Source organism: Niastella soli, assembly GCF_017742245.1.
Classification (GTDB): Bacteria; Bacteroidota; Bacteroidia; order Chitinophagales; family Chitinophagaceae; genus Niastella; species Niastella soli.
Genome location: NZ_JAGHKO010000017.1, coordinates 319,147 through 335,840, shown reverse-complemented (window position 1 = coordinate 335,840; position 16,694 = coordinate 319,147). Strand labels below are relative to the sequence as shown.

Sequence of the window (16,694 nt, the reverse complement as noted above, 5' to 3'; positions counted from 1 at the left end):
TAAGACCATGATCAGAATTTGGCTATTCCTTATTTTATTGGTGTGTATTTCGGGCTTTGCGCAAGCGCAGTATACGATCTCTGTGGATAATGTCCCACTTAAGAAATTATTAAGACAGGTTCAACGGTCCGGCAAATTCTATTTTACCTATAGAAGTGATTTTGTTCCGAATGCCAATGTTTCGGTACACGTAAAAAATGGTACCATTGAGCAGGTGCTTGAACAGGCGTTTAAAGGATTGGGGTTAGAATACATAATCCTGGATAGCATGATCACGGTGCGACCTGATTCAACTGCTTCCCGGTTGCACCCACCTGAACAGTGGACGATAGCGGGCATGGTGATCAATGAAGCGGGGGAACCGTTGGTAATGGTCTCGGTACAGGAAACCGGAAGATCATCAGGCACCACCTCCACAAGCGATGGAAAATTCACGATCACCGTGAAACCCAACACACGGTTGACCTTTAGTAGTGTGGGTTATGAACCCGTTGAGAAACTGGTTAAAGACAAGTCATCTCTTACCATCCAGTTAAAGCACCAGGTAAAAGACCTCGATGAGACCGTTATTACCGGGTATGGTAAAACCTCAAAACGATATAATACCGGCTCCATCTTCAAAGTAAACAGCGTTGACATTGCCCGTCAGCCGGTTTCTGATCCCCTGGCCGCCTTACAGGGCCGTGTGCCCGGTTTGCTGATCACCCAAAGCAATGGCTTGCCGGGTTCTTCCTTCAAAATTCAATTGCGCGGACAAAGTTCTATCGGCATAAATCCTGGCTATTTACCACCCAATGATCCCTTATTTATTATTGATGGAGTTCCCTATGCCAACAACAACAATTTGTTGCAGACCGTTGCTTCTGGCTCCGCGTTGGGTGATGCGGGAAGAAGCCTGCTTTCGTTTATAAACATCAGTGATATTGACCATATTGAAGTGCTGAAAGATGCCGATGCAACGGCCATTTATGGAAGCCGGGGCTCTAACGGCGTCATACTTATCAGTACCAAGAAAGGTAAGCCCGGGCCGCCTTTATTTACTTTTAATATCAATACCGGTTTTAGCCGGATTACTCGCTACCCCACGATGTTGAATACGGGGCAATATGTGCAGATGCGGAGAGAAGCGTTGGAAAATGATAGCCTGCCTATAGATAATCTCAATGCGCCTGACCTGGTAACATGGGATACTGCCCGGTATACCGATTTTAAGAAAATGTTGATTGGTGGGGAAGCCGTTACCAGCAATGTCCAGCTTTCCGCCATGGGTGGTTCAAAGCGGTTGCAATATTTTATGGGGACTGCTGTTCACCGGGAAACGACTGTTTTTCCGGGTGATCTTAACAATAGAAGAATATCAGGGCATATAAACCTTCATTACCAGAACCGCGATTCCAATTTTAATGTGACCCTGTCTGTTATTGGGTTGAATGATAGGAATAAATCAATTTCAAACGATTTAACCAGTTATGTAAACCTCGCTCCGAATACCCCTGTTTTATATGATTCTTTGGGGAAGTTAAACTGGATCCAGGGGGATCTGCCCTTTATAAATCCCCTGTCCCATTTGTTGAAAACCTACGAATCAACAACCAATAATGTGTTGGGCAATCTGGATTTAAGCTATCGCCTTGTAAAGAACCTGGTTTTTAAAACAAATATTGGCTATAACCGGCTGCAAATAGATGAACTCAGTTTACAACCGGCCAGTAGCCAAAGTCCGGTTACGGTGCCTGATGCCAAAGGGTCGTCCAATTTTGGAAAAATAAGGTATAACAGCTGGATAGCGGAACCACAACTGGAATACAACCGGTACCTAGGAATAGGCAAGATCTCCGCATTGGTGGGTACTACCATGCAGGTGCAAGAGCATACGTTGAAAACGACCAAGGCTCTAAATTTTCCGGATGGCGCACAATTACGAAATGCAGGGGAAGCTGACTCTATCTTTTGTAAAAAGGCGAAGTCCGAATACCGGTATGGCGGGGTGTTTGCCCGCCTGAACAGCGTTCTTTGTGATAAGTATTTAATAAACCTGACCGGTCGTAGTGATGCCAGCAGCCGGTTTGGCCCGGGCAAACAGGTGGGTAACTTCTGGTCGGCCGGTGCGGGTTGGCTTTTTTCCAATGAGCCCTTTATAAAGGATCATCTTTCATTTGTCAGTTTTGGAAAACTGCGGGCAAGCTATGGGGTTACCGGGAATGACCAGATCGGGGATTATAAATACCTGGACAAATGGCAGGATGTAGATGGTGCTTATCTGGGGAACCGGGGGATCACTCCGGTACAATTGGCCGATAGTAATTACAGTTGGGAAGTAAGCCATAAACTAGAGGCTGCACTTGAGTTGGGACTGATGAAAGATCGCTTAATGATCTCAGTGGCTTATTTCAGGAACCGGACCGGCAATCAATTGATCTCGTATAGCCTGCCCGGTGTTACAGGTTTTCTTAATTACGCGGCAAAAAATTCCCCGGCGTTGGTTCAAAATACCGGCTGGGAAATACAATTACAGGCAAAGAACCGGTTTAACCAGGATTGGCAATGGTATGGGAATGTACTTTTGACTATACCCAAAAATAAATTAATTGCCTTTCCCAACCTGGCAAGTTCCTCTTACGCCAGTAACCTGGTTATTGGTAAATCGCTTTCGGTATTAACAGGGTATTCCTATACTGGGGTTAATAAGGCAACCGGCATCTTTGAGTTTTATGATCAGGATGGGGATGGGGAGATCAACTCTCCGGGCGATTACCGCATCCTGGGCAATTTTGATCCGGTTTGGTATGGCTCCGTGCAAAACAATCTGCAGTATAAAGGCTGGCAACTGGATGTATTTTTTGAATTCCGAAAACAACGAGCAAATGGATATCGGTATTCGATGTATTCGCACGGCAGTCCGGGAGCTACGAACGATAATCAATCCACCTTGGTTTTAAACCGTTGGACACAAAATCCCGATAATGCAGGAGTACAACAATTAACTACCGGAGTTAACGATAAGCTCGCTGGTGCTATTGATAAATTTATGCAATCGGATGGTACGGTTGAGGATGCCTCTTTTTGCCGGTTACGAAATATTGAATTGTCCTGGCGGCTGCCGGCAAAATGGCTGCAGCAAATTTCGGTAAGAAACTGCCGATTGTATTTGCAAGCTCAGAACCTGTTTACGATTACTCCGTACAAAGGGACTGATCCTGAAACCCAGAATATATTTACATTACCTCCATTGCGGACGATGGCGGCGGGGATTGAGTTAAGTTTTTAAAAATTGAATATGAAAAGGACGTGGTTACTTATCAATAAATGCCTTTGTTTAGCCAGTGTGTTATGCATGTTCACCACCGGATGCAAAAAGCTGGTACAGGTGGACGAACCGGACGATTCGTTGACCACTTCGGCTGTCTTCTCCAATGATTCCCTGGCGCAGGCCGCTGTAACTGGCTTATATATCAAGATCATGACCAATAGCAGATTTTTTTTAAATGGGGGAATGAGTTTGTATCCTGGGTTATCAGCTGATGAATTGCAACGTACGTTTACCCTTACTGCTGAAGATCAGTTTTTCAATAATGCTATTAATACTAATAATACTCTGATATATGTCAATCTGTGGAAAGCTGCCTATGCTTACATTTATCAATGTAATGTTTGTTTAGAGGGATTGAATAAATCAAATTCAGTTAGCAATGGTTTAAAAAAGCAATTGCAAGGGGAAGTACTGTTTGTTCGGGCGCTTTGTTATTTTTATCTGGTGAATTGTTATGGGGCTGTGCCCTTAGCATTAAGCACCAATGCTGATGTAAATGCGATGTTACCCCGGAAATCAGTTGAGGAGGTGTATAAACAAATAGAGGGAGATCTTTTAGCTGCCAATGATGCGTTGTTAAGCGACAAGCCCAGCACTACTCCTACAAAATTTGCAACCCAGGCCTTGCTGGCTCGGGTGTATCTATATATGAAAAATTGGGGCAAAGCAGCTGAGATGGCTTCAGCTGTTATTGACTCCAGGCAATTTTCTTTAGAGGGTGATTTAGCCGACGTTTTCAAGAAAGACGGCAAAGAAACTATCTTTCAATGGGCGCCGGTTATTGACAGGATCAATTCGGCGGAAGGCTTTATTTTTGTACCCTCTTCGCAATCCGTAAGGCCTACTTATATGTTGACAAAAGAGTTATTGAACTCCTTTGAAGTTGGCGACCTACGGAGATCGAAATGGGTGAATTCTTTAGCAATAGGTGGGGTTACTTACTATTATCCCTATAAATTTAGAATATTTACTTCTTCTACCTCTCCTCAGGAGTACAATGTAGTGTTGCGGCTGGCCGAACAATACCTGATCCGGGCGGAAGCCCAGGCGCAGCAAAACAACATTTCGAATGCAATAATTGATATTAATAGTATTCGGACCAGGGCTGGATTACCGGTCTTTTCTACTACCGTCAGCAAGGACGAGTGTTTGCAAAAAATAGAACAGGAACGGCGAATTGAATTGTTTGCAGAATGGGGCCATCGCTGGTTCGATCTGAAACGCACCAACCGGGCTAATTCGGTGCTGGGTTCAAAGGGAAGTAGTTGGACAACAGAGGACCAGTTATATCCCATTCCATTAACCGAACTGGAAGTTGCCCCCAATCTGAAACAAAATCCTGGATATGAGTAGCCGTAATGATAAATAAAAAGGCGTATCATGCCTTCGCGATTATATACCTTTGTTGTATAAACGCAAATAAAGCATGATACACCTCGTCGTTTAAGGATTAGGGGTGAGAATAAAGTAATTTGTCAGGGTTGCCATTGTTAGGAACAGGTACGCCGTATTGGTTAACTGTTACGTTTGCGGGTGACCAGCCTTTTTCCTGTAAGGTCTTTGGGTTTGAGGTGCTTTCATTATAACCGGTAAGCGAAATTTCATTAGCTAAGGTGTTTTGCCGGCCAAGCCAGCTGGTGTTGACATCAAACCAATAATAGTTTGTTTGTCGGATTGCTGTGGTTGTTGGTTGGGAATTGGATTTGAAATTAGGTGTTACGGCGTACAGGGTTGTCAGCAGAATAACGAGGGCCGACAGAAACAGGGTTAACTTCGTTTGTCTCATAATGTTGGTCTGCTTTTGTCCTTCAAAAAGCAGGAAAAACTTTGAGTGTATAGATGATTGTTGTTCCCGATCACGCAGGGCATAAGTCTCCCTGTCCGGTTTTATACCGGATATGACAATTGAGGAGTAACGCAATAGAGGATGTGGTAAGGGGTTCGGAAATGGTTAATTGGGAAATGACAGGAAAAGTGATCTTTCTTGAAAAAGGTTATAAGAAATGGTTAAGGGGAAATGACAGGAAAAAGTAACACTCTTTTGAAAAGGTTAAATGGGAAATGACAGGAAAAAGTGATCTTTCGTGAAAAGGCTATAAGAAATGGTTATTTGGGAAATGACAGGAAAAAGTAAACTTTCTTGAATAGGTTAAATAGAAATGGTTCCGAGTAGTATGTAATAAGGAAATAAGGATAGACGTAAGGAATGTAGAAAACCGTAGAAGCAAAAACATGAGCTCACTTTCAATTCCTGCGCTAAAGATAGGAGAAAGAATATATATTTTATAAAAATTTTTAACAATTAGTTAGGACGTGAAATGATGCAAAATATGACTTGAGGAAATTTATAATGTCTAGTCTTAGTGTTTTCACTCTTTTGCTCATACTAATTTGAAAAACTGTAGCATAATTCTCCGTTGATTCAACAGCGTGATGACTGGATCTCAACTTTAGTAGGTGTTTTCTTTACTGCACAAACAATTTTGTTTTTTAGCTTTCTTCTTTTTCGGAAGTATTATTCTTTCTTCCGCATTTATTTCATTAATAGGGATTGACGCAATATGTAAATAGTTAGAGATGCAACTATTACAAGAAATTATTTTTCTCTCTCTTTAGTACAGCGACCCTTTCCTGGTGTTTTTATTTATAGCGCTTCTATTAGAATACCTGTAGAAGCAATTTGATTCATGTCAACGGTTTTTACCTCCGAATATCCTATTGTATAAAAGGGTACCACCAAAAGAAAGAATATTAACGTTTGCGACATTTCAAAAACAACAAGCCATGAGGAATTTAGAAAACTTAGTCACAGAGAAAAGTAAACGCCTTAAACAACAACGGATCCCTGAATTTGAAAAAGTGTTCCAATTGTTCCATCCAGCTCTTTGTTTTTTTGCCCGCCGCCTCGTAAATGATCCTGCTATTGCCCAGGATATTGTAACCGACGTATTCGTAAAGCTCTGGCAAAAACAAGACGATTTTAAAACGATGTATTCTGCAAAGGCTTTTTTGTACATCAGTACCCGTAATGCCTGTCTTAATCACAACCATAAGGTGCATTATCAATCCCGGATCAGGGAAAACATCCGCCAACAATCGACCGAGGTAGAATTGCATGAAATGAATGAGGCCATTCATACGGAGGTGGTAAACCAGGTTTACAATATCGTAAAAGACCTGCCAGAGAAATGCAAAGAGGTGATGTTGCTGAGTTATAACAAAGGGCTCGATTGCCATGAAATAGCCCGCCGCATGCAGCTTTCTGTGCATACTGTCCGTAATCAGAAAAACAGGGGGGTGCATTTAATAAAAAACAGGTTCAACTTCAGAGAAGAGCTGGTACCTATTTTGTAAATAACCAACAATAGTAAAGCCGAACACCCAACGCAAATGAGCATTCAGGCGTTGGGTGTTCGGCTTTTTTATTTATTGAGCATTATACCTTCCTTCTGCCTTCCAGGATCCGGTAAAACGACCGGCTGCGGATTTCCTCCATGGTAAGTCCGGTGGCTGTAGCTTCCTGTTCCGTAATAGCGCCGCAGTTCATGGCTTTTAAAAAGAAGTTCAACAATCCCTGTCCGGTGGCGGCATCGTCAAAAATGTCTTTGGTGAGCGTAGAGATAGCCGCCCGCTCAACAAACGTTCTTAACCGGAACACCGCATCTTCATAGCTGTTTAAAAAGAAATTATAAGTGGCTGCATACCGCATGGGCAATTGGGCGGGATTCAGGTCCCAGCCCTGGTAAAAGCCATTGATGAGCGAATGCATGGTATGATGGAATCCGGTCCGCCAGGCCTGGTGTACCGATTCCCGGTTTTCTGTCATTTGTTCGAATGTAAGGGCCTCACCCCGATGCGGGCCAATAGGCATTACATTGGTTGCGCCGTCTGATAAAAAAATGCCTGTCCCTGCCAGTGCTACCTTGGTCATGTGATGGGCAAAATCGCAAACGGGGTGCGCCATAGTCTGGTATTTCGCCGTTATTCCGCACGAAGCAGTATAATCATAAGTCCCGAAATGGGCTGCTATACAGCGTCCTTCACTGGCTTTTATGATCCGCCATAAAGGATTACGGCCTTCTTCATCCATGATGATCTGGGTAGCTTCTACCATAATTTCCATTTTCAATGAACGGGGTGTTAGCTGATGTGCTTTTTCAAACAGATCAAACAAACTTACCAGCGTTACCACCTGTTCGGGAATGGTCACCTTGGGCAGCATCACAATGAAATTGTTTGGTAAAACCCCATGGGTTTGCTCGAGCAGGGTTGAAAGAAAAATGTCCAGCGTGCGTACGCCCCGTTGTTTCAGGTCTTCAGTAAACGGTTTTATGCGAATACCAATAAACGGTGAAATGGTATTGTTCTTCATCCCGGTGGCCAGTTCCTGCGCTGCCTGTACGGCAGTAGCATCTTCTTCCGCATCGGGCCTGTTGCCAAACCCGTCTTCAAAATCTATTCTGAAATCTTCAACCGCTTCTGTTTGCAGCTTTTGAATGATCTTGTTGTATACGGTATAGGAAAGCCAGGCGGGTTCCTGTTTCCGTTCTGCCGCTGGTATTTTATTCAGCTTGTTGGTAAGCGCTTCCACTTCATGTTGATGCCGGGGCAAATATTCGTACCCGGTCAATTGCAATACATTCGCCAGTACTACAAAATTGGGTGCATAGGTTTGCAGGTTCTTTAAGGCTATTTCACCCATCTTAACGCACGTGTCTGCTTTGAACAGATTGGCGCCGCCATAAACCGTATGGATCGGTTGGCGATCCGGTTTGTCGCCCGGGTATGTTTGCTGGAACCGGAGATTGGCTGTCTGTAATTGACCTAACAACGTCTGTTTCTCATTTTCCGGGATGGAAAGTTTCATGCTATTTTGATTGTGGGTTTCTTTGCTTATTAAGATCCACGATAAGTGGAATAACCATATGGATTTAATAACAGCGGTACGTGATAATGCGAGCCATCGATGATGGAAAAGATCACTTCTACAAAAGGATAGAAGGAAGGGATCATTTGCTGTTTATAATAATCTCCGGTCTCAAATTTGAGTTTGTATTGTCCGGCAGGCAATACGGCTTCTTTAGGCAGCCAGTCGGTAATGCGGCCATCATTGTTGGTAATGCCCCGCACCATTTCTTTCCAGGTATCGTCATGCTGGTGGTATAAAACGATCAATACACCGGGAGCGGGTTTGCCCTGGGTTGTATCCAGGATATGTGTAGTGAGCTGGCTCATAGAAGATGAGTGTTTTATTCGGTGATGCCAAAAAGCTTTTCCAGTCTCAGTTTAGTGATCTTCAATTGTTCTTCCATGGCAATTTGTATCTCCACTTCGGGATTATTATATAGCCGCTGTTGTAAAAGCTGCAACATGTCATCGGCCGATTTGCCAGTAGCACAGACGATAAAAATAAAGCCAAACCGTTGTTCGTATGACTGGTTCCCAGTGGACAGTTGTTGCAGGGTTTGTTCCGAAGCTTCCTTCACCGATGCCTGCTCACCTTCCGCCCATTGCGCAGATGATGCAAACTTTTCTTTCCCTATTTCCATATTGCCGATCTTGGGATGCTGAGAGAATGCCTCCTGCCAATCGGGTTCGTGGCAGAGATACCATTGCTCCTCGGCTATTTCAAGCAGATCTACCAGGTCTTCGGCCGGCAAGGCGCCCAGCATGTTATTTACCCAGGTATTGCTGCCACAACAGGAATGCAGCAATGCTCTTTTTTCTGTTATATCGAGGTGATCAAATTCGGCGATGGTCATAGACAATGATTTTGGTTGTTATATAACCGTTGGGAATCTATTCACGTTTTTATAATAAATGTAAACTGCCGGCTCTTTGCCCATGGCTGTGAACCATTGCTGGCAGTAGGGGGCCATCCAAATGGCATCGCCCTTTTTTATGGGGTACCATTGATGATCGAGCATATATACTCCCTGCCCCTGCAAATACAGCAAACCATGTTCCATGATGTGGGTTTCTACAAATGGCAAATGCCCGCCAGCATCGTAGGTAAAAATATTCACGGCCATGTCAAATGATAAGTTGTCTGGCAGCAATACCTGTAATCGCAGTGCAGGATCATTCAAATAGGCAGGGCCGGGAATGGCCGCGGCATCCCCAAAAATAGTTACAGGTACCGGTGCTTCCTGCAAGGGTTCATACACTTTGTGAAAAGTGAGGATCTTTGTGCCGGGGGCGGCATCATCAAACACATATTCCTTTTGAATGGGAACATATACAAACTGCCCATTGGTCAATACTTTTGATTCCCCGCTTACGGTGGCCTTGCAGCTGCCTTCCATGATGTAAAAGAATATTTGCGATTGATTGGTGCTTCCTGTGAGGGTGCCTTCTTTCTGTAAGGTGATCAACGTTTGGCAAAGATGCGCGCCCATCTGTTCATTGATGATCACATTTACAATACAGTTTGTCCAGCCGGGCACATTGCTGTTTACATAGCCATCGGGACAAATAACGGCATGGTTATTTTTTACGACCGATCTTGTTAGCGCTGATATTTCCATATTAACCGCGGTTATGTTTTTGAATAAGAGAATGTATGAATGCTGCCGACACTTTAACTGCAGCGGCCAGGTCTTTTAATTCAACATTTTCAAGGGGATTATGACTGATACCTTCAAAGCAACGTACAAACAACATGGCCACCGGTGCAACGGGCGAAATGGCTACGCCATCATGCCCGGCACCACTCACCAGTTTTATTACTTCATAACCTGACTGTTGAACCGCTTGCGCCAATAAATAGTTTAATTGGGCATTACAGGTGACCGGGTTGCTTTCCTGTACAGGCTGCCACTGCATATTTACGCGACGTTGCTGGCAAATAGCGAAAGCCAACCGCTCCAGGTGCGAATGGCAGGAATTCAAAACCTGCTGATTGGCACTCCGCAGATCGAGGGTGATCTGTACTTCACCGGGGATCACGTTGCTGGCGGCATGGGTGATCTGCAGGGTGCCAACTGTTGCTACTACCTGTTGTAAATGGCTGGCTGCAAAACGTTCTGCCTCCAGTATAAATTCTGCGGCAGCGCACAAGGCATCATGCCGCATATCCATGGGGACCGTGCCGGCATGGCCTGCTTCTCCATGGAATGTTATGGCAATCCTTTTTTGTCCGGCAATGGCGGTAACAATACCAACAGGAATATCTTTTTCAAATAATACCGGTCCCTGCTCAATATGAACTTCAAAATACCCCAGCCAGTTTTTGGCGGGTATAGCATCCTGTGCTAATACGGCCGGATCACCACCCATGTGCTGTATTACTTCCTGCAAGGTGAATCCCGTAGCATCCCGTTGACTGAACAGGTCCTTATCAAAATGACCTGCCACTACTTTACTGCCTAAATAAGTTGTATGGAAACGGCAGCCCTCCTCATCGCAGAAAGCGATCAATTCTATGTGAAAGGGCAGGTTGGTGCGTTGTTGTATTAATTGTTCCAGCAGGCTTATGCCTAAGAGCACTCCTAAGGGGCCATCGAATTTGCCGGCATTGATCACGGTATCAATGTGCGAGGCAATAACTAAGGTTTTGGCATCGGGCGACTGGGATAATAACCGTCCTCTTACGTTGCCAATATTGTCGATGTGGGTTTGTAAGCCCGCCTCCTGCATCCAGTGGGCGACAAGGGTCCTTCCCTTAATAAATGCTTCGGTGCCGAATGTGCGGGTAATAACACCTGGCGATTCGCTGATGGATGCCAGTTCATTGATCCGTTGCAGAATAGTGTTTGCTTGTTGTAGGTTATCGGGGGTCAAGATGTAATGATTTTTCCTTTGTTCAGAACAGGGAAGTTGCCCTGTTCAAATATTAGTTGTCCGGCCAGCCAGGTTTGTTCTACCACCCCATACAATTCCAGGTTGATGTAAGGGGTTATTTTATGTTTATGATGCAATGCTTCCGCTGTAACCCGGAATGAGCTATCGGGGTCCCATACTACAAGATCTGCGTCGAAACCTTTGCTGATCTTCCCTTTCCTTTTTTGCAGACCAGGTAATACTGCTGGTTTTTCACAAAGCCATTGCGCTATATGAGAAACCTGTAGGTTTCTTTTGCGGGCTGCTGTCCAAAGCACAGGTAATGCGAGTTGCAGCGAAGCAATACCTCCCCAGGCTTTCATTAGGTTCCCTGAATTGATCTCTTTCATGGCCGGCGGCGCGGGTGAATGGTCGGTTGCTACAAAATCAATAACACCTTCCTGCAAAGCCTGCCATAACTGTTCGTTGTTCTCCTTTTCCCTGATGGGCGGCGCACATTTGTAAGGCGTTTGTGCATCGGGGATCTCTTCTGCATTAAAATACAAATAATGCTGGGCCGTTTCAACGGTTATAGGTAATCCTTTTTGCCGGGCCTGTTTTATTTGTTCAATGGAATTAGCCGATGACAGGTGTACAATATGTACCCGACACTGATACTGTTCACAAAGTCTTATCATCAGGGCAATGGCGTCATCTTCCCATTTCCTGGGCCGTGATGACAAATAGTTTTGATAGGACCGCTCGTTGCTAACCGGCGGTGGTTGTACGTTGGTTGTTAGTTCACAATGCACCAGCAGTGGTAGTCCATATCTGGCAATAATGGGCATCACCTGGTGCAGATAGGGTTCGGTACTATTGGGAAATTCATCGATGCCGGAATGGGTTAGAAATGTTTTAAATCCTAGCACCCCTTTATCAATCAGCTTTTCTATTTCGGTAAGGTTGCCAGGCACTACGCCACCCCAGAAGCCACAATTAACCTGTAACTGTTCTTTCGCTGCTGCCAGCTTTTGGTCGAAGGCATCACCGGTAGTGGTAACAGGAGAGGAATTCAAAGGCATATCAACCAATGTGGTAATGCCGCCAGCTGCTGCCGATCGGGTAGCGGTGGCAAACCCTTCCCAGTCGGTTCGGCCGGGTTCGTTGATGTGTACATGCGGGTCAATAATACCCGGCATGAGCACCCTTTTGCCAATATCGATCGCCGTTTTGCTGACCTCGCCCGGCAGGGAAGGTAGTATGTCGGCAATGATGCCATCTTTGACCAAAACGACCCCTTCCCGCATCCCTTCGGGTGTACAAATGTTTTTACCGCTGATGGCGAGGTCGAACATGGCGGAATATTTAAAACTGCGCTACTAAAAATAGACAATTAATTGTTTAAATTGAGGATACATTCCACCAAAATATGCAGCTATGTCAATTAAACTGGGTAAGAATACCTATGGTAAAAATGCTGTAAACCTGTCAAAGATCATTCGCCACCCCGATTACCATGAATTCAGGCAGATATCAGTGAATGTGATATTGGAAGGGGATTTTGAAACTGCCCATACAATAGGCGATAATTCCAAGCTATTGCCTACTGATACACAAAAGAATACGGTGTATGCGTTGGCGAAGGAACACTTTGTTTCCTCCATTGAAGCCTTTGGGCTCTACCTGGCCAATTATTTTGCCAGCAATAATCCCCAGGTGTCCCAGGTCCGGATTGAGCTAACGGAGCACAGCTGGACGAGGATGCGTTTCAATGGCACAATACACCCGCATGCCTATTGCAGTGGTGGAAATGAAAAACATACTGCTACTATCGTACAAAATAAAAACGGTATTGAAGTAACTACCGGTATAACCGACCTGCTTATCTTAAAAACAACCGATTCTGGTTTTGAGCGTTATATTAAAGACCAATACACGACCCTGAAAGAAACCAGTGACCGCATATTTGCCACACAATGTGAAGTAAGCTGGGTGTATAACTCTTCCAAAATTTTGTTTGTAGAATTATTTAATGGCATTCGTACTACCCTGTTACAAACTTTTGCAGATCACCACAGCCTTTCTGTGCAGCATACTTTATATGCCATGGGTGAGGCTGTGCTGAACAAATTTGCTGTAGTAAATGAAATAAGTTTGAAGATGCCGAATAAGCATCACATCTTATTCAATCTGGAACAGTTTGGAATGGATAATAAGAATGATGTTTTTATTGCTACAGATGAGCCATTTGGTTATATAACAGGGACGATAGTACGGGAATAGGGTATTCACCAATCCATAAACACCATACCGGCGCCACAGATAAAAAGTGATAACCCGCCAATTGCGGGTACATACCGCTCCAGTTTTTCTGTTTTCAGAAAAGAGATGCCATAATAACCCAATGTGACCATTACAAGCATAGTAGCCAGTGTGAAAAGGGTATAAGTGACAATCAACAGGCTCATTCCCCACCAGTTGTTTTGGGCGGCAGGAAAATATAATAAGGGGATCATTGGTTCACAAGGGCCTAACAGAAAAATTATGAATAATACCCAGGGCGTTACCTTGTATCTTTCCTGTGGCTGTACTGCCTCTCCATGTGTATGTTCATATACATAAATGGAACCATCTTCAATCATATCAAAGTGTTTATGGACTTTGTTCCTCCTCGCCCGTAGCCAGCCCCAGCTTCCGTACACCACCCCAAACAATAATAAAACCCAGCCTGCCAGTCCACCCCGCACATTTTCAAGCCAGGCGATCTTTGATAACGACCAGCCAAGGGCTGCCCCTCCCAATCCCAAAACCACAGAACTCCAAACATGGCCGCAGCCACAAATAATTGTCCACAGTATTGTTTTACCAAAACGCCAGCCCCTGGCTTTGGAAAGTGCAACAAAAGGCAGATAGTGGTCCGGGCCTGTAATGGTATGCAGGCAAGCAATGCCTGTTGCTGTTAATAGTAGTATTTGTAATTCAGTTAGCATAGCCCAAAAGAACGTTTTGATGTTGCGATGGCCAGATCGGCGATCTTGTTGAGGCAATGGAATAAGGGTTCTGCTTTATTACCCAATATTCGAATAAAGATGGCGGTATTGGTCGGAGAACTGATGCCAACGCTGAGGCCGATCTGTTGTTGTAACCAGGTGTTGACCGCTTCATAAATAGGAGGAATATTTTCAGGGTTATCCAATATTATCAGGCTTGCCTGGTGCGAAAAGCCTTCCCACTGACCAATGGTATGCATATCAACTACGCCTGGTTGCACCAGGCAGTTTTCTTTGATGATCAACCGGCCTTGCATAAATATATCTGTAACGTTGTGATATTTTACAAACTCAAATCGTTCCCCGTTTAGTTTCCGGCCGCAGGTTAACAAATCGCTCCAGATCAACCGGTTGTTACCTTGCAGATAAATTTTGTTGCGTACGGTAAAAACAGCTTGTTTATGCGGTACAACGGGGTGTGGGATGTATACAAAAGTGGCACCTTTTTGAAGATATACTTCCATTACCTGGCTGGCGCCTTGCTGCATAGGGAATAATCGCTGATAAGATTGGGTGTGTAACTGCAAATGGCAATTCTCCTCCAGATCGATCTTTAGCCGATAGTCGTCACCTTCCAGAACACCGGGTGAGGAGCACATCAACATTAAATGTAACAGCCCTGATTTTTTATCTTCAGTAATATCGGCAACCTTGAAAGGCGGTGTATAATAGCTTTGTTTAAGATAAGTGAGGTCATGTCGTACGGCGGATTGTATGTATAGGGTTGCTTTCATGGGTGGATGTCCGGTTTTTCTATTTCCTCGAGTAATGCATAGTGCTTTATCCAGTCGATCACCTGCGGTAAGCCCTCTTTACTCACCAGGTTTGTAAAAATAAATGGCTGTCCGTTTCGCATTTTCACGGCATCGCTTTCCATCACTTCGAGGCTGGCGCCTACATATGGAGCCAGATCAATTTTGTTGATCACCAGTAGGTCACTACGCGTTATGCCCGGGCCGCCTTTACGGGGAATTTTATCACCTTCCGCCACGTCTATTACAAAGATGGTCACATCGGCCAGGTCGGGACTGAAGGTTGCAGAAAGATTATCGCCACCGCTTTCTATAAAAATGATCTGAACGTCAGGAAAGCGGCTTGCCATTTCTTCAACGGCTTCCAGGTTCATGCTGGCATCTTCTCTAATGGCAGTGTGCGGGCAGCCACCGGTTTCCACACCAATGATCCTGTTGGCCGGCAGCGTGCTATTGTTGGTAAGGAACGCCGCATCTTCCTTTGTATAGATGTCGTTAGTGATAACCCCAATGCTGTAAGCGGGGTATAAATGCCGCGTTAACCGTTCTATCAGGGCGGTTTTACCGGAACCCACTGGTCCGGCAATTCCTATTTTTATATACTTTCTTTCCATGCCTGTTTAATTTCTGTGTTCATGACATATAGAGTCTCGAATATAATTGCTCGTGCTGCATACTTCGAATATCAAAACCGGGGCTGCACACACCAATCATATCTTTATCTGGCTGTAAATTGTTTTGTACCAATTGGGTTATTAGGGGCTGTAATGAGAACAACAATTCCTGTCCGCTTTGCTGGCTTAACGGAATAAGCTTTACACTATTGGTTACAAATCCTGTGGCCGCATTGTAATAAAAACCAGTGAGTGCATCAGCTTTGGGGATCTGCAGCACGCTGGCTATCATGCCAAATGAAATGCAGTAATGACCGGTAACCTGTTTTGCCTGAATGGCTGCTGCATATCTGTTTATCCAGTCATTGTTACAAACAGGTTGAAATATTTTGATAAGCCGCCATCCTAATTTCTGGCTGGCCTGCCTCATTTCTTTTGGCAATTTAACTGCCGTACAAAGATCATCCAGGTATTTAATTTCATCGCCTTGCATGGTTGTTATGGCCTCATAAGCCAGGGAAACAAAAGCAGCATCCGTAAAATGAATATTTTGTAACAACATACCGCTTACAAAGTCTTTGGCCGTTGTAACGTCTTTTACTATGCCCAATTGAACATAGGTTTCCAGGCCTGCAGAATGCGAAAATGCACCTATCGGTAAAGCCGGATCACTTAATTGTAAAAGCCATAACAAAGCAGTGTTCATAAAGAGGTATTTGTCAATTGCATGATCTTTGAAAATAAGCTGTTTGGGTGATGACTATGCGGTGCCACCGTTGATTTCAATGGGTACAACAATTTTCTTTTATCTTGTTTTATGGAATAGCCCTGTGATGATAATAACCTGAACAAAGGCATATCAAATGGCACCAATACTTCATCTTTCTCAAAAAACAGGGGCAGGTGTTTATTACCTATTTCATAACAAACCGAGGCCATTTCAAAAAGACCTGCCGGCTGTATTACTAACACATCGCAAGGAAGAATATCTACTGCTATGATAAAGATGTCATCTTCAAATAAGATATCACCCTGAGCAAGTGCTGGGCCTTTGTCAAGGAACTTTAATGCCAGAACATTGCCTGCCAGTGTTTGCTTACGCATAATACGTTTGCTGGTTTCGTACCATTCCAGTGGCAGCCAGTCGATATACCGGTTATTGATAGGAATAGTAGTGAGATGTCCTTTTTTTTGTTGTATCAGCATC

The 16,694-nt window shown here is 44.3% G+C and carries 16 protein-coding genes; 4 read left to right on the top strand and 12 right to left on the bottom strand.

From position 1 onward, the window contains the following. Positions 1 to 7: 7 nt before the first annotated feature. Both J7I42_RS32270 and J7I42_RS32265 read left to right on the top strand, forming a co-directional pair. Positions 8 to 3,268 (top strand): SusC/RagA family TonB-linked outer membrane protein, encoded by a 3,261-nt coding sequence (locus J7I42_RS32270; RefSeq protein ID WP_209144138.1) that lies wholly within the window; start codon positions 8 to 10, stop codon positions 3,266 to 3,268. A gap of 9 nt (positions 3,269 to 3,277) precedes the next feature. After that, complete coding sequence (locus J7I42_RS32265; RefSeq protein ID WP_209144136.1) at positions 3,278 to 4,663, top strand: RagB/SusD family nutrient uptake outer membrane protein; 1,386 nt, start codon at positions 3,278 to 3,280, stop codon at positions 4,661 to 4,663. A 97-nt stretch (positions 4,664 to 4,760) separates the two neighbouring features. Here the strand turns inward: J7I42_RS32265 and J7I42_RS32260 are convergent, their stop codons facing one another. Further along, positions 4,761 to 5,096, bottom strand: coding sequence for a hypothetical protein (locus J7I42_RS32260; RefSeq protein WP_209144134.1), 336 nt, complete (start codon positions 5,094 to 5,096; stop codon positions 4,761 to 4,763). Between the two features lie 998 nt (positions 5,097 to 6,094). On the opposite strand from J7I42_RS32260, the gene J7I42_RS32255 reads away from it, so the two are divergent. Next, positions 6,095 to 6,664 carry an RNA polymerase sigma factor gene (locus tag J7I42_RS32255; RefSeq protein WP_209144132.1) on the top strand — a complete coding sequence of 190 codons (570 nt, stop codon included), beginning with the start codon at positions 6,095 to 6,097 and terminating at the stop codon, positions 6,662 to 6,664. An 82-nt stretch (positions 6,665 to 6,746) separates the two neighbouring features. Here the strand turns inward: J7I42_RS32255 and J7I42_RS32250 are convergent, their stop codons facing one another. Genes J7I42_RS32250 through allB form a run of 6 tightly spaced genes read right to left on the bottom strand, consistent with a single transcriptional unit; the run spans position 6,747 to position 12,426 of the window. Further along, complete coding sequence (locus J7I42_RS32250; protein WP_209144130.1) at positions 6,747 to 8,177, bottom strand: DUF6986 family protein; 1,431 nt, start codon at positions 8,175 to 8,177, stop codon at positions 6,747 to 6,749. Between the two features lie 29 nt (positions 8,178 to 8,206). Next, the gene (uraH, locus tag J7I42_RS32245; protein WP_209144128.1) at positions 8,207 to 8,545 is read right to left on the bottom strand and encodes a hydroxyisourate hydrolase; all 339 of its coding nucleotides are present in this window, start codon (positions 8,543 to 8,545) and stop codon (positions 8,207 to 8,209) included. A gap of 14 nt (positions 8,546 to 8,559) precedes the next feature. Further along, entirely contained in the window at positions 8,560 to 9,072 is a 513-nt protein-coding gene (uraD, locus tag J7I42_RS32240; RefSeq protein ID WP_209144126.1) for a 2-oxo-4-hydroxy-4-carboxy-5-ureidoimidazoline decarboxylase, read from the bottom strand. 18 nt (positions 9,073 to 9,090) lie between these two features. Beyond that, positions 9,091 to 9,837 (bottom strand): (S)-ureidoglycine aminohydrolase, encoded by a 747-nt coding sequence (gene allE / locus J7I42_RS32235; RefSeq protein ID WP_209144125.1) that lies wholly within the window; start codon positions 9,835 to 9,837, stop codon positions 9,091 to 9,093. Between the two features lies 1 nt (position 9,838). Beyond that, positions 9,839 to 11,092, bottom strand: a complete 1,254-nt coding sequence (locus tag J7I42_RS32230; protein WP_209144123.1) for an allantoate amidohydrolase — start codon at positions 11,090 to 11,092, stop codon at positions 9,839 to 9,841. After that, positions 11,089 to 12,426, bottom strand: coding sequence for an allantoinase AllB (gene allB, locus J7I42_RS32225; protein WP_209144121.1), 1,338 nt, complete (start codon positions 12,424 to 12,426; stop codon positions 11,089 to 11,091). Before allB ends, J7I42_RS32230 begins: the two co-directional genes overlap by 4 nt. 82 nt (positions 12,427 to 12,508) lie before the next feature. Here allB and pucL point away from each other — a divergent pair, with 82 nt between their 5' ends. Then, complete coding sequence (gene pucL / locus J7I42_RS32220) at positions 12,509 to 13,354, top strand: factor-independent urate hydroxylase (protein ID WP_209144119.1); 846 nt, start codon at positions 12,509 to 12,511, stop codon at positions 13,352 to 13,354. A gap of 5 nt (positions 13,355 to 13,359) precedes the next feature. Here the strand turns inward: pucL and J7I42_RS32215 are convergent, their stop codons facing one another. Genes J7I42_RS32215 through ureE form a run of 5 tightly spaced genes read right to left on the bottom strand, consistent with a single transcriptional unit; the run spans position 13,360 to position 16,693 of the window. Next, a complete protein-coding gene (locus J7I42_RS32215) occupies positions 13,360 to 14,061 on the bottom strand; it encodes a hypothetical protein (protein WP_209144117.1) in 702 nt (233 codons plus the stop codon). Beyond that, positions 14,055 to 14,855, bottom strand: coding sequence for an urease accessory protein UreD (locus tag J7I42_RS32210; protein WP_209144115.1), 801 nt, complete (start codon positions 14,853 to 14,855; stop codon positions 14,055 to 14,057). Before J7I42_RS32210 ends, J7I42_RS32215 begins: the two co-directional genes overlap by 7 nt. Continuing rightward, entirely contained in the window at positions 14,852 to 15,487 is a 636-nt protein-coding gene (ureG, locus tag J7I42_RS32205; RefSeq protein WP_209144113.1) for an urease accessory protein UreG, read from the bottom strand. Before ureG ends, J7I42_RS32210 begins: the two co-directional genes overlap by 4 nt. A 19-nt stretch (positions 15,488 to 15,506) precedes the next feature. After that, positions 15,507 to 16,193: an urease accessory protein UreF gene (locus tag J7I42_RS32200; RefSeq protein WP_209144111.1), complete on the bottom strand. Its 687-nt coding sequence runs from the start codon at positions 16,191 to 16,193 to the stop codon at positions 15,507 to 15,509. Further along, on the bottom strand, positions 16,190 to 16,693 hold the full coding sequence (gene ureE / locus J7I42_RS32195; RefSeq protein WP_209144108.1) for an urease accessory protein UreE: 504 nt from the start codon (positions 16,691 to 16,693) through the stop codon (positions 16,190 to 16,192). The genes J7I42_RS32200 and ureE overlap by 4 nt, the downstream gene beginning before the upstream one ends. Position 16,694 lies beyond the last annotated feature (1 nt).

What these genes read in the sequence shown, in the direction of transcription:
- J7I42_RS32215 (WP_209144117.1), bottom strand. Translation starts at nt 14,061, where the DNA reads ATGCTAACTGAATTACAAATACTACTATTAACAGCAACAGGCATTGCT.
- J7I42_RS32255 (WP_209144132.1), top strand. Translation starts at nt 6,095, where the DNA reads ATGAGGAATTTAGAAAACTTAGTCACAGAGAAAAGTAAACGCCTTAAA.
- uraD (WP_209144126.1), bottom strand. Translation starts at nt 9,072, where the DNA reads ATGACCATCGCCGAATTTGATCACCTCGATATAACAGAAAAAAGAGCA.
- J7I42_RS32210 (WP_209144115.1), bottom strand. Translation starts at nt 14,855, where the DNA reads ATGAAAGCAACCCTATACATACAATCCGCCGTACGACATGACCTCACT.
- ureE (WP_209144108.1), bottom strand. Translation starts at nt 16,693, where the DNA reads ATGCTGATACAACAAAAAAAAGGACATCTCACTACTATTCCTATCAAT.
- J7I42_RS32265 (WP_209144136.1), top strand. Translation starts at nt 3,278, where the DNA reads ATGAAAAGGACGTGGTTACTTATCAATAAATGCCTTTGTTTAGCCAGT.
- J7I42_RS32200 (WP_209144111.1), bottom strand. Translation starts at nt 16,193, where the DNA reads ATGAACACTGCTTTGTTATGGCTTTTACAATTAAGTGATCCGGCTTTA.
- allE (WP_209144125.1), bottom strand. Translation starts at nt 9,837, where the DNA reads ATGGAAATATCAGCGCTAACAAGATCGGTCGTAAAAAATAACCATGCC.
- J7I42_RS32250 (WP_209144130.1), bottom strand. Translation starts at nt 8,177, where the DNA reads ATGAAACTTTCCATCCCGGAAAATGAGAAACAGACGTTGTTAGGTCAA.
- pucL (WP_209144119.1), top strand. Translation starts at nt 12,509, where the DNA reads ATGTCAATTAAACTGGGTAAGAATACCTATGGTAAAAATGCTGTAAAC.
- J7I42_RS32270 (WP_209144138.1), top strand. Translation starts at nt 8, where the DNA reads ATGATCAGAATTTGGCTATTCCTTATTTTATTGGTGTGTATTTCGGGC.
- ureG (WP_209144113.1), bottom strand. Translation starts at nt 15,487, where the DNA reads ATGGAAAGAAAGTATATAAAAATAGGAATTGCCGGACCAGTGGGTTCC.
- J7I42_RS32260 (WP_209144134.1), bottom strand. Translation starts at nt 5,096, where the DNA reads ATGAGACAAACGAAGTTAACCCTGTTTCTGTCGGCCCTCGTTATTCTG.
- uraH (WP_209144128.1), bottom strand. Translation starts at nt 8,545, where the DNA reads ATGAGCCAGCTCACTACACATATCCTGGATACAACCCAGGGCAAACCC.
- allB (WP_209144121.1), bottom strand. Translation starts at nt 12,426, where the DNA reads ATGTTCGACCTCGCCATCAGCGGTAAAAACATTTGTACACCCGAAGGG.